The 14,030-nt window shown below is 41.2% G+C and carries 9 protein-coding genes; all 9 read right to left on the reverse strand.

Features of this window, described 5'->3' with window-relative positions; translation table 11 throughout:
- Positions 1-452: 452 nt before the first annotated feature.
- Positions 453-2,591 carry a glycogen debranching protein GlgX gene (gene glgX / locus J7K40_04125; protein ID MCD6161586.1) on the reverse strand — a complete coding sequence of 713 codons (2,139 nt, stop codon included), beginning with the start codon at positions 2,589-2,591 and terminating at the stop codon, positions 453-455.
- Between the two features lie 112 nt (positions 2,592-2,703).
- Positions 2,704-5,313 (reverse strand): alpha-glucan family phosphorylase, encoded by a 2,610-nt coding sequence (gene glgP, locus J7K40_04130; GenBank protein ID MCD6161587.1) that lies wholly within the window; start codon positions 5,311-5,313, stop codon positions 2,704-2,706.
- 159 nt (positions 5,314-5,472) lie between these two features.
- Positions 5,473-6,984, reverse strand: coding sequence for a glucose-6-phosphate isomerase (locus J7K40_04135; GenBank protein MCD6161588.1), 1,512 nt, complete (start codon positions 6,982-6,984; stop codon positions 5,473-5,475).
- 176 nt (positions 6,985-7,160) lie between these two features.
- A complete protein-coding gene (locus J7K40_04140) occupies positions 7,161-8,780 on the reverse strand; it encodes a phosphoenolpyruvate carboxykinase (protein ID MCD6161589.1) in 1,620 nt (539 codons plus the stop codon).
- A 257-nt stretch (positions 8,781-9,037) separates the two neighbouring features.
- Entirely contained in the window at positions 9,038-9,475 is a 438-nt protein-coding gene (locus tag J7K40_04145; GenBank protein MCD6161590.1) for a hypothetical protein, read from the reverse strand.
- Between the two features lie 694 nt (positions 9,476-10,169).
- Complete coding sequence (gene pal / locus J7K40_04150; GenBank protein MCD6161591.1) at positions 10,170-10,676, reverse strand: peptidoglycan-associated lipoprotein Pal; 507 nt, start codon at positions 10,674-10,676, stop codon at positions 10,170-10,172.
- A 30-nt stretch (positions 10,677-10,706) separates the two neighbouring features.
- On the reverse strand, positions 10,707-12,020 hold the full coding sequence (locus J7K40_04155; GenBank protein MCD6161592.1) for a PD40 domain-containing protein: 1,314 nt from the start codon (positions 12,018-12,020) through the stop codon (positions 10,707-10,709).
- 147 nt (positions 12,021-12,167) lie between these two features.
- Entirely contained in the window at positions 12,168-13,727 is a 1,560-nt protein-coding gene (locus J7K40_04160; protein ID MCD6161593.1) for a T9SS type A sorting domain-containing protein, read from the reverse strand.
- 75 nt (positions 13,728-13,802) lie between these two features.
- A partial coding sequence (locus J7K40_04165; protein MCD6161594.1) for a hypothetical protein occupies positions 13,803-14,030 on the reverse strand: 228 nt, incomplete at its 5' end.

A 14,030-nucleotide genomic window follows, 5' to 3' on the forward strand; every position in this document is an offset into this window, starting at 1 on the left:
TCCATTAAGACATTTTATTATTAGCTAAAATTATCTAATCTTTCTATAAAGGATTTGAAATAATATACTTTGTGCTGTCGGAAGGTATTTCCAATAGCTTTGGTTGTTGATAAAAGGTAATATTGAAATTTGTTTTTAGCGCCATGGAAATAATCGGGGCTGGCTTTGTAAACGGTCTGAGGGTGTATGCCTTTCGGCCGTATTATTCATAAACTCAAGCATATGATATTGCAATGACTCTCCTATATTTTTTATGAATAAGCGGGTTAGGCGAGGATACGCCCTCTCGTTACCAAGCAGTGCTTGGCAACGAGCGTTAAGAACACACCCCTAACCCCTCTCAAGAGGAGAATACAAATGTTTGTGCGCGAGAGCGTATTCGCCTGAGGTAGATTGACCTACGGGGCTGATATATTCTGAAAAAGATTAATTGTAAATAATTAAGGCTAAGGCTATCTGCCTATTAGAACTACTACTGAACGAGAGCCGATTTTATACCTGTTCTGCTTTTTAAGAATGGATTCTGTATTGTTTTCACAAATTTCATAGGGGCTAAAGCGCATTGTATCAACGACTCTAAACCATTTTTTCCCTTTGGGCAATTTGGGAAGAAAGTATATCAACGGTTTCCAGTAGGCATTTGCCGCAATATAGATTTCAGTGCTTTCAGACGGATTACTGGCAGCATTTTCAGTAATCTGCAGCGCAAAGCTTCTTGATTCATAAGACCAATCGGGTTTATCGGGCATTATTCCATGCCATTTGACTCCATATTCTAAAATCTCCTCAGGTGTGGTTAAACTTTCAAATCTTAAAGCAGGATGATTCTTGCGGAATTCTATCAGTAATTTGAAAAACCTGAACAAATCCTTATTTTTTTTAGCGAGATCCCAATCCATCCAGCTTATCTCATTATCCTGGCAGTAGGCGTTGTTATTTCCTCTCTGAGTGCGTCCTGATTCATCGCCAGCCAGAATCATCGGCACGCCGCGGGAAAGAAGCAATAAAGCGGCGAAATTTCTTATTTGACGTTGTCGAAGTTTGTTTATTTTATCCGCATCCGGATTATCCCCGGCAGGACCTTCAACCCCGCAGTTCCAACTGTTATTATCGTTGGCTCCATCCCGGTTATCCTCGCCGTTCTCCTCGTTGTGTTTTTCATTGTATGAAACAATGTCAGCAAGCGTAAAACCATCATGGCAAGTAACAAAGTTTATACTGTGATATGACGTTCTCCCGCTATGCGCGTAAAGATTGGAGCTTCCCATTATACAATCAGCCAATTCGGATACAACTCCGGGGTCGCCTTTAATAAACTTCCTCACGTGATCGCGGAATTTAGCATTCCATTCAGCCCATCGCCCCCAAGAGGGAAAGCTTCCCACTTGGTAAAGCCCGGCGGCATCCCAGGCTTCGGCAATAAGTTTAGCGCTGCTGAGAATCGGATCGGCGGCGATTCTTTCCAAAAGCGGAGGGTTAGCCAAAACCGAACCATCACGACCTCGCCCTAATATTGAGGCTAAATCGAACCTGAAACCATCTACATGCATCTCCATAACCCAGTAGCGAAGGCATTCCAGTATCAGGTCTCGGACAACCGGATGATTACAGTTTAGAGTGTTTCCACAACCGGAGTAGTTGTAGTATTCTCCTGAATGAGGGTCTATCAAGTAATAGATGCTGTTATCCAAACCTCTAAATGATAGGGTTGGGCCATTATGGTCGCCCTCGGCGGTATGGTTAAATACCATATCGAGAATAACCTCGATGCCGTTTTCATGAAAAGCTTTAACCATAGTCTTAAATTCTCTGACCTGATTTCCATTTTCGGGGCAGGAAGCATAAGAGGCTTTCGGAGCAAAAAAGCCCAGCGAATGATAACCCCAGTAATTGAGAAGCCGTTCGCCTGTTCGCGGGTTTACTCTATTGGTATCAATTTCTGAGAATTCGTTAATAGGAAGCAATTCTACAGCGGTTATGCCAAGTTCTTTAAGATACGGAATCTTCTCAATCAACCCGGCATATGTTCCCGGATATTTGATATTGGAAGACTTATGCCGTGTAAAACCACGGACATGGAGTTCGTAAATGATTGTATCAGATGTTGGAATTTTCAAAGGCTGGTCGAAGCCCCAGTCAAAATCATCGTTGATCACCAAAGATCTCTGATGTCTATAATAGATTGGATCTATATTCTCATTGCTTATTTTACCCCATACTTCTCCGCCTGAAATAGCCTTTGCATACGGATCAATAAGGACACAGGAAGGATCGAACCTGTGGATTTGCTTTTCATTATTTGGATGCTTATCCATCCGGTAGCCGTATTCGATATTGGCATCGAGTCCTTTTATTAAAATATGCCAGATATCGCCGGTGCGATGATAGCGTGGGTCGAGAGGAAATTCTGCGATTTGTTTAGGGTTTGACTGTTTAAACAAAACCAAAGAAACAGAGTCGGCATTGCGAGAGAACACGGCCAGATTTATTCCTCCTCTTTTCAGTGCAGCTCCCAAGGGGAGAGGATTGCCGCGGGAGATTTCAAAATCTTTGCTGATGTAATCCAATAAAGACTGCTGTTCTTTAGCTATTTCATTTAACAAATTTTGCCTTACCCGAGATAAGTACTATCCCGGATTGTGCAGTTTTTATAATATGCCGATAAACGACAATACCTAAGTCTTTTGCTTCAAATAACCTATACTATGCATTCGTTTTGGAAAATGCCAGTTCAGGTGCTGAATTTTTAACACTATCGCCAATCCACCGAATATTTTCCAAACCAAACTGATCGGTCAAATCCGGATGGCTGGGCATAATTCTTAAGGAATATCCAAATAAACCGCTCTCATCACAGGGTATATAGCCCTCATATTTATAAAGACCATCCTGAACAGGGCCAGTGCAGGTCATATCTTCAACATTACTTTCGACTATATTATAATCGCTGTCTAACAAGCCATTGAAAATCTGCACATTCACATCATCGGGTTTAAGTTCCCCAAGCACAATTTCGGCTTCTACTTTTAGGGCGAAGCCTACCTCGATTTCTTTTTTCTGGACGCCGGCATTAACTATATGAACATTGTCCCAATGATCCAATATAAAATGCTTCCATTTAACTAATTCTTTTGTTTTTGTATAATTATCCGCAGAAAGGTTTTTCCAGCTTTCAAAGGCTTTCATATAGTATTTTTCAGTGTATTCTTTGACCATTCGGTTTGTATTAAAAGCCGGGCAGAGTTTCACCATGGATTTTTTCATTTTGTTTATCCAGAATCTTGGCAGACCATCACTGCTGACTTCATAGTATAATGGGATGACATCGTTTTCGAGAACATCATACAGCGCCTTGCTTTCAACTTCATCCTGATAGTTAGGATCATCATACGATTCACCGGCGCCGATTGCCCAGCCGGTATCTGTATCATATCCCTCACACCACCAACCATCAAGGATACTCATATTCAAGCCGCCATTCGGGATGACTTTCATTCCGCTGGTGCCGCTTGCTTCCATTGGCCGACGGGGGTTATTCAGCCACAGGTCAACACCCTGAACTAAATATCTGGCGACATTAATATCATAATCTTCAAGGAAAACGATGTGTTTGCGAATTACCTCGTCTCTGGCAAAATGAACGATTTGCTTAATCAATTCCTTACCGCCATTATCTAAGGGGTGAGCTTTACCGGCAAATATAAATTGTACGGGGCGTTCTTTATTGGTCAATAATTTTTTCAAGCGAACAGGGTCCCTTAAGAGAAGCGCCGCTCTTTTATAGGTGGCAAATCTTCTGGCAAATCCTATTGTGAGGGCTTCAGGGTTAAGGGTTTCCTGGGCGGCTTGTATTTCTTTGAAGCCAGCACCTCTCTTTTTAAGCTGATTATATAGCCGTTTTCTGGTAAATGCGACTAACCGCTCACGACGCCGCTCATGGATACGCCACAATTCAACATCGGGAATCCTTTCGATATATTTCCAGATAGTCTGGTCTGCCGGCTTTTTTAACCAGGCCGGTCCCAGATACCGTGTAAACAATTCTGCCATTTCATGAGAAATCCAGGAACGCGTATGAATGCCGTTAGTAACATGGCCAATCGGCACCTCATTAAGTGGAACTTTGGGCCATATCGATTGCCATATATTGCGGGAAACCTCGCCATGAAGTTTGCTGACTCCATTAGCATAGGCGGTCGTATGCAAAGCTAGTAAAGCCATATTAAATAAATTGCGTTCATCGCTGTTTTTGGCTATTCCCAGTTTTAAAAATTCGCTTTTTTTCACTCCGGCTTCTATGAATATATTATTTAAATATTTTTCAACGAGAGCGGAATGAAATTTATCAATCCCTGCCGGAACCGGAGTATGGGTGGTAAAGATAGTTCCGGTTCTAACTATCTGAGTTGCCTCACCAGAAGTTAAATTATCCTTCAATATCCTATGTTTTATTCTTTCTAAAGCCATAAAAGCGGCATGCCCTTCGTTCATATGGCAGACATTAACATGAATATCCAGTTTGCGCAGAGCTTTCATACCGCCAACGCCAAGCAGCAGTTCTTGCTGGATGCGAGTTTCATTATCGCCGCCATACAACTGATATGTTATTTTCCGATCGTTATAGCTGTTTTCCGGCGTATTGGCATCCATTAGATACAAAGGCACTCTGCCAACCTGGGCGCGCCATATTCGACAATAAACAGTCCTATCCGGAAATTCAATATCTACTAAGATAGGTATTCCCTCTTTATCAAGTTCAAGCTGAATCGGCATGTTATAAAAATCATTATCGGGATAAGTCTCCTGCTGCCAGCCATCGGCATTAAGATACTGCTTAAAATATCCTTTTTGATATAATAAACCAACACCGGCCAGCGGCAATCCCAGTTCGCTGGCCGACTTGAGATGGTCGCCAGCCAAAATGCCCAAACCGCCTGAGTAAATCGGCAAACATTCGGTTAAGCCGAATTCCATAGAGAAGTAAGCTATTTTAGGAGAGTCAAATTTACCATATTTACTTGCAAACCAAGTAGAGCTACTAAGATATTCTTTAAGATTATTATGCACTCTTTCAAGCTGGGCTAAAAAACCTTCATCATTTAAAGCCTGACTGAGTCTATCCTGCTTGATAGTACCCAGCATCTTGATAGGATTATGTTTTGTTGAAAGCCAAAGGTCTCGGTCGAGATGGCGAAATAGCTGTATAGCTTCGAAGCTCCATGACCAATGAAGATTAAATGCCAGTTCTCTCAATGGCTTCAGTTCCTCCGGAAGAGCCGCCCTGATTAAAAAGGTGTCAAATGCTTTTGCCATGCTTAACTCCAAAATGATTATTTGTTTTTCGTCTTTGTCCTTTATAAAAATAAGCTGACTTCAGCTTATATTTATCTTTATCGGTAACTTCACTAAAAATACTTTGTAAGCTTATAAAAATATTTAAAATATTAAATATTATATTATTCTGATGATAATTCAAATAACTATTCTATCCATTCCCTCCAAAGCTTTGGAGATTATTTTATATTCCTTCTCCGTTCCGGGTTTGCCCAGCATGGCAAACATTGCCTTTTTATATGCCTCGACTCCCGGCTGAATAAACGGATTATGCCCGGCAAGATAGCCCGACAGAGCAACAGACATTTCCATCATATAATAAAACTGACCGATATTGAAAGCGCTGCGTTTGGGAATATCGATTATCATATTCGGCACGCCACCCTTAAAATGAGCATAAGCCGGACCATCAATAACTTTCTGGTTAATAAAATTCATATTGCGGTTGTTCTCCGGCAGATAATTTAAACCATCAAGATTTTCTGCATCAACCGGTATATCAACGCTGTTGTCATTTTCGGTGAGCCGCAAGAATGTTTCCAGAATATTCCTCTCGCCCTGCTGAACCATCTGGCCGTTGGCGTGGAGCTTTTCGGAATACATCGAGGGCGAAACCCACATGCCATAGCCATTGTGCCCTTCGCTTTCGGGGAAAATCTGTTCCATCCAGCGCGTAAGTTGATAAATTGCCGAAGAATTTGTCGCTACTACTTCGATTTTTTTACCTTTTTTATATGCCAGATGCCGCACCGCCGCATGAACCATAGCCGGGTTTTTCCAGAAATTATCAGAGGAAGTTATCTTTTTCATGTGACGAAAACCAGCTGCAAATTCATGTATATCTATACCGGCAACCGCTAATCCCACCAAGCCAACATCGGTAAATATGGAGTACCTACCGCCAACATTATCGGGAACGATGAAAGTTTTATATCCTTTAGAATCCGCCAAATCACGTAAAGCGCCTTTGTTTTTATCAGTTGTGGCAAATATAAATTCGGCGGCTTTATCACCTATCTTGTTTTCCAAAAGATTTCGGATTATTCTAAAAGCGATAGCTGTTTCGGCAGTAGTGCCCGATTTTGAAATTACATTCACCCCTATTCTTTGGCCATCAAGCATATCAAGAGTGTCATGGATAAAATCAGGGTCGGTATTCTGACCTAAGAAATAAATCTCGGGCGCGCCGCCTCGTTTATCGCGGGGAAGCTGGTTAAAATAAGTATGAGTCAGCGCCTTGAAAGTAGCCTCAATGCCAAGATACGAACCGCCTATGCCCAGCGATACAAAAACATCTATTTTATTCGAAAGCTCTTTGGCTGCCCGAACAATCTCATTAAGGTTTTCTTCCGACATCTCATCCGGTATGTTCATCCAGCCCAGCATCGGAATATCGCCATCTTTGCAGTCCCCTTCGCCATTTTTCAATTGGTTAAGTTTCTCGATAACATGCGGGGAAAATTCCGTCAATTCATCTTTTGTAATAAAGGATTTGCCGTCAACGGGGTTTAAGATATAGGTTAAATCAAGTTTGATAGTATTTTCCTTAAGGAAATTAGAGCCTATGGTTAATTTGTTTTTAAAAGTATGATTTTGTTTTTCATGAGTTGTATTATCTCTCGATGATGGTATGCTTAAACCGTTTTTCACAACAACTCCTTTTTCCATATTATAAGATAATAGCGTTTTCCATTCAATTGTTAATATAATTATTTAATAGTCAGGGCTTTCCAGTCCCGACTATTTCCATTACGTTGAAATGAATTTCAATATTACCTTTGTCAACAGTCAAGGATTTTATTGATAAACCCAGGACTTGTCAATCATTAAATAGTATTTAACAGTTCCTTTATTTGAGGACCGGCATTCTTAACATCCTCTGACGCTTCATCCTCAAATTGCTTGAAATTATTTACAAACATGCCAGCCAGCTTATCGGCGGCTTTATCATACGCTTTTTTATCTTTCCATAAATTGCGCGGGTTGAGAACTTCGATAGGAACACCCGGACATGCCTTTGGTACTTCAAAACCATATATTGGGTCTTTTGTCATCTCTTCTTTTGCGAGCGTGCCGGTCAATACCGCTTTCACCATTGCCCTGGTATGAGCTATTTTAATTCTTTCGCCAACACCATAAGGGCCGCCTGTCCAGCCGGTATTAATCAGCCAGCAGTTGACATTATGTTTTTTGATTTTCTTATCAAGGAGACGAGCATATTTAAACGGATGCAGCACCATAAATGGCGCGCCAAAGCAAGCAGAAAATGTAGCCTGTGGTTCGTTTATGCCTTTTTCTGTGCCAGCCAGTTTGGCCGTATAGCCAGACATGAAATGATACATGGCCTGCACCGGCGATAGTCTGGCAACAGGCGGCATCACACCAAAAGCGTCACAGGTAAGCATGATAATATTTTTCGGGTGTTCGGCGGTTTGCTTGCCATAGGTATTTGGAATATGTTCAAGCGGATAAGCGGCGCGGGTGTTCTCCGTAAGAGTGTCGTCATTAAGGTCAAGTCTTCTCGTCCAGGGATTTACCGCCACATTTTCCAGTATTGTTCCGAACTTTCGCGTAGTGTTGAAAATCTCGGGTTCGGCTTCTCGAGAGAGCTTTATTATTTTAGCATAACAGCCGCCCTCAAAATTAAAAATGCCATTATCGCTCCAGCCATGTTCGTCATCACCGATTAAACGTCTTTCCGGGTCGGCCGAAAGGGTTGTTTTACCGGTTCCCGATAAGCCGAAAAACAGAGCTGTGTCTTCATTCTTGCCAACATTTGCAGAACAATGCATTGATAGTACATTATCCAAGGGGAGCAAATAATTCAAAACAGTGAAGATTGATTTTTTAATCTCGCCGCCATAACTGGTGCCGCCTATTAATACCATCTTCTTACCTAAATCCAATATCACAAATGCCTCAGAGTTAGTACCGTCAAGACTTGGTATGGCATTAAAATTGGGGACATGCAAAATTGTAAATTCCGGTTTATGTTTCGCAAGCTGTTCAATTTCCGCCTTAATAAACATATTTCTGGCAAAAAGACTATGCCAGGCATTTTCAGTAATCACCCTTATAGGCAATTGGAATTTTTTATCAGCGCCGCCATAGCAGTCCTGAACGAATAAATCTTTCCCCTGAAGATATGCCAGCAGACGATTGAATAATATATCATATTTTTCCTGAGTGAATGGTTTGTTTACTTTGCCCCACCAAACGTTGTTTTTACTTGATGCTTCCTCGACGATAAATTTGTCGTTGGCAGCCCTGCCGGTATGCTGACCGGTCCTGACAGTAATTGGGCCAAGATGCGAAATACAGCCCTCGCGCCTTTTTATTATCTCCTCGTATAGAGTTGGCGTGTTAAGATTCCAAAAGACCTGATTAATATTAGTCAGGCCATGATTTTCCAGCCCATAAGAGCTTGCGATGTGTCCTTTTGCCATAATCCCTCCTGTTTAGACTTTAATTTAAATTAATTTCATTTCTTATTATTTAACTACTTTTACGGTTTGATGTTTCATTATAAAAACTAAAATATCCCTGTCAAAGTTATAATGTAAATATCGGCAAGTTATATGATAAATGCAACAAAAAACCAAAGCGAATATTATATAGTTTCGCAGGCTTCTGAAGTAAAAAAATAAAAGGCCGGACTAATATACAGTCCGGCCTGAACCACTAAGGAATAAGCGATAAATGATCAGGATAGATGTTTCGATATCAATTTTGTCATTTCGAACATGCTGACTTTCATCTTGCCGCTGAATACTTTTTTCAGTTTTTCATCGGCATTAATCATTCTTCTGTTAACTGCATCCTGTAGTTTGTTTTTCTTAATGTACGCCCATATCTTTTTAGTAACTTCTGTCCGAGGTATAGGCTTACTTCCAACCACCGCAGCTAATGCCTCACTAATATTCCAAGGTCTCATAAAAGCTGGATTGGGTTTACGTTTGGCTTTTTTCTTAGCGACTTTTTTCTTGACTACTTTTTTCTTCGCCACTTTCTTTTTCGCTACTTTTTTCTTATCTACTTTTTTCTTAGCTACTTTCTTTTTCACGACTTTCTTTTTCGTCACTTTTTTCTTGGCGACTTTCTTTTTCGCTTTTTTCTTGGCAGCCTTTTTCTTTGCCGGCATACGCCCTCGCTTGTTAATTGGTTAGCAGTTGATTAATACTATTTATTTCTTTTCTTAATTTAACCTAACTAGATTACCATCATTTTAAAATTATAATTGCAACTTCTATACATACTGGCAAATTATAGGACTAATCAGTAAGAAATTTCAAACATTATTTTACAAGAAAAGTAAAAAAAATAAAAATAATTTCAGCTCACTTTTGCCGGATAATTACCCACAATAGTATTTATCCCGGATTTTGCAGTTGGATAACGGTCTTACTATTACAACTGTCAACACACCTAACCCCCCTCAAGAGGGGATTATTAAAATGTTGGCGCACGAGGATGTACAACCAATCACCCTAAATAATAAAATATTTCTCTGGCTACCAAGCGGTGCTTGGAAGTAAAAAATAGATGCCGTCTTTTAAGTCAAGTCCATTTGGGACTTGACGCATTGGTTACATTCGGTCAAGCCCCGAGTCCGTCTGAGACGGATTGACCTGCTGTGCGGTCGGGAGTTACCTTGTGCGGTCGGGAGTTACCTTGTGCTGTCGGAAGTTGCTTCCGACAGATCTTGCTGCCAAGCGCCACTTGATAACCATAGAAAAGTTGATTGAAAAGGAATATCTAATTGCGAACTGAATAAAGAAGGCGGCCATTTGGCCGCCTTATAGTTAGCTATACCTGATAAGACTGTAAATATTATCTTATTCAGAAACTTTAATAAAATCATCTCGACGGTTTTTAGCCCAAGCTTCTTCATTATGGCCAGGATCGACACTTCTTGATTCGCCATAGCTGATAATGGAAATCCTGTCGGGGCTGATACCGTAGTTAATCAGGTAATCGCGGGCAGTCATAGCGCGTTTTTCGCCAAGCGCCATATTGTATTCATCAGTGCCTCGCTCATCGCAATGCCCCTCGATTCTGATAATCGCAGTCTGATGTTCTTCCAAGGCGGCTGCGTTGGCGGCTATAATATCCCGAGATTCTTCGGTGAGCCTGTATTTGTCGAATTCAAAATGGATAGTTGCCATCTCAAGCGGTGGCGGCGGTGGTGGTGGCAGTGGTTCTGGTTCTGGTTCCTCTACAACCTCAGTTGTATCAGCCGGCGGCGGCGGTGGTGGCTGCGGCGGCGGCGGTTTTTTACAACCGGCAGCAAATAATACTGCCAATGCTAACACTAATGCCAGCAAAATAATTAATCTTTTCACAGATTTACCTCCTTAAAATTTTTAAATATTTTATCGTAAATTTACTGACCAATCAGGTGATTTACAAATACCATTCAGATTCAGCTTCTTCTTGCCCGACCCATCAAAGTTCATGACCCATAAATCATATTTTCCATCAACATTAGATGTATAGACTATATGAAGTCCATCCGGAGACCACGACGGAACCTCATTCGAGCCAATTTCTGTTAATTTATAAGCATTTTGACCGGTAATGTCAACAGTATAAATTTGAAATTGTCCTGCCTCACGTGAACAATAAGCAATATAATCGCCTCTTGGCGACCAGGCTGGATCGCCAATGTAATCTCCATAGTATGTCAGGCGGCGCGTATTGATGCCGTCAATATCGGTAACGTATAATTGAGGATTACCCGACCTGTCTGAAATAAAAGCTATTTCCCTGGAATTAGGCGACCAGGTAGGCGATGTATCTATGCCCCAAGAATAAGTTAATCGCCGCATAATTCGCCCGGATGAGTCCAGCAAATAGATTTCGGCATTGCCCGAAATAGACAGTGTTGCGGCAACATATTTTCCATCGGGAGAAACCGCTGCCGCATAGTTTAAACCCTTGCGGGATGACACCGAATAAATCTCATCATTTTCAAATACATAACAATAAAGGTCGTGATTGCCCTTACGGTCAGAGGTAAAATATATTCTATCGCCGTTATAACTCCAGACAGCGATTTGATCCACGCCGGGATCTTTAGTAATCCTGATTGGATTAGTGCCATCGAAATTGCAGACATATATATCCCTATTGCCTTTAATCTGGGACGAATAAACGATTTTTGTGTCGAATACTCCTCGTTCGCCGGTCAGGTTTAGAAGGAGATCGGCGGCTGTTTTATGGGCTATCGTTCGATAGTCAAGACTTGAACCTAAAAACTGGTTGGTATATATCATCTTATTGCGGAAAATATCAATCACATCGATATTCAGGGTATAAAGTTCGCCATGTTTATCCAACCTTCCCTTTATCAGCATCTGCGCCCCGATATAAATCCAGTCCTCAAGGTTCATATCATTGTTAGCGAAATCAAACAGAAAAGCTGAATCTGGCTCGACAACGTTAAAGTATAACGAAAATATCAAATCATCAATAAGGATGGCTTTGATACTGTCGGCGTACGTGGTGTCGGTTAAATCAAGTAAACTATCGCTTAACTTGAAATCATCGATAGCGATAGAAATCAGAGATATTGTAGGTCCTGTAGTTATAGTTCCGGTTACTTCAGATTTTTGAGCATCCGCCTGTATGAAAAACAAACATATAAGAAACACGCCTAAAACCAATATTTGCTGATACCTATTCACAAGGGTTTTAATATATAATGGCTGTTTTAAACTGTCAATATATTAGCGATTAATAAGGCTTATTTTTTGATTTTTTTCACTATTGTTCGGTTTTTTGACTTTGGCGGGCGGCACACGTCCTCGTGTGCTCCTGATTAATGGCTGGATTTATTTCAACAACAGCATCTTCTTAGTTTCGACACAGTCCTCTGCCTGAAGCTTATAGAAATACATGCCTGATGACTTATCCATAGCATCCCAGATAACCTGATGTTCGCCGGCTGGCTGTTTGATGCTGATAAGTGTTTCAACCTTGCGGCCGAGGATGTCGTAGATGTCGATAGTAATATCGGCAGGAATGCTCAGGTTGTAGCGGATGGTCGTGCGCGCATTGAAGGGGTTGGGATGGTTCTGGAAAAGCTCGAAATCATCCGGCAAGTAGGAGAAATGCTCGATTATGCTAACAGGGTCGCAGCCGATGCCATAAGCGCCCATGTTGGCGCCATTGAAACCGGTGCCGACACAGGGCGAGTTCTCTGCTAAGTAGAAATTGCCGGTATCGGGTTCGCAGAACAGCGGGTCGGCATCGATATTGCCCTCGCCCGGCCAGCCATCCTCGATGTTAGAGTAGATGACTGTAAGAGTTTCCTGCAACTCATAAATCTGAGAACCTTCATCGGCTTCATTATCCCTTATTATATTATTTATTAATGTGTCATTAATACCTTGCCTTGCCCAGATAGCGCCGCCTTGCCGAGAAGCTCTATTGCCAACAATCGTATTATTTGCCGCAGTCAAATGAGACCTATGGTTTATAATACCGCCGCCATCAACACCACATACAGTATTGTTGGCAATTATATTATATACTAATAATACCGTTGATGAATCAATTATTGCAATACCGCCGCCAGAGTCCCATACGCGATTATGTGATATATCGTTATTTGTAATAATTGCGCTGGATCCGCTAATAAAAATTCCACCACCGCTAATACCACAAAAGTTGTATTGTATTATATTGTCTGAAATAAGAACAGTAGATCTTACGCATCCAATAGCCCCTCCCCAGAACTCTCCGCCTAAAGGATAAAAAGTTCTGTTATAGTCAATAATATTATTGCCAATATTTACATTGGAAAACTCGCAAAATATTCCTGCCCCCCCCCAGCCCGCATGGTTATCAGAGATTATATTTGCAACAATATCTAAGTTTGAATTACTGCAATAAATGCCGCCGCCAAAATATGGCGATGACTCATTTAGCCGTATTAAACAATGAGTAATTGAAAGATTGCTGTTTTCACAAAATATACCGCCGCCATAATAATCAGTCTCATCTGTAATCGTGTCAAGCTCTGAGGCGGCTTTACCCCATTCAACTATACAATAAGACAATTCCGAAACACTGTCGGCAGAGAAAAACCTTAAGCCAAACCAACCTAAAGCCGTATCAGCAGTGGTGAAAACAATAGAGTCATTTTCATTACCAATTGCTTGAAAAGCTGCCATTGTATCTATTAAGAATTTATAACGCCCTTGGAAATCGATATAGCAACCAGTCTCGATAATTAGAGTCGAACATTGCGGCACCCGCAAATCACCTATCACCTCATAGGGGTTATTGTCGGCGCTCCATGTGCCATAGACATCGCCGGAAACCTCGATGGCTTGGCATGCAATAGCCAAGCTAAGTAATATGATTGATATTGTTATAGATTTATTCATGTAAATATCCTCTTCTCAATATAATTTAAAAGCCCCGAGAGTCAAGGTATTTCCTCGGGGCTTAAAAAAATTAACCTATTCAGTGTTAGTATCCATTTTCGCTTTATCAGATGGTATTATTCTCTTAGTAAAAAGTAAAAGGGTATCAATCGGACAATCCTGACAAAATACAGGCGCCGAACCGCCCCGAAAATAATTGAGTAGATAAGTAATATCGCTTCCGATAAATACACAGTTTCCATTGGCACCAGCCGCATGATATAGATATTCATCCGGACACATACAGGAATCAGGCGGCGGCGG

This window comes from Candidatus Zixiibacteriota bacterium (assembly GCA_021159005.1).
Lineage (GTDB): Bacteria > Zixibacteria > MSB-5A5 > UBA10806 > 4484-95 > JAGGSN01.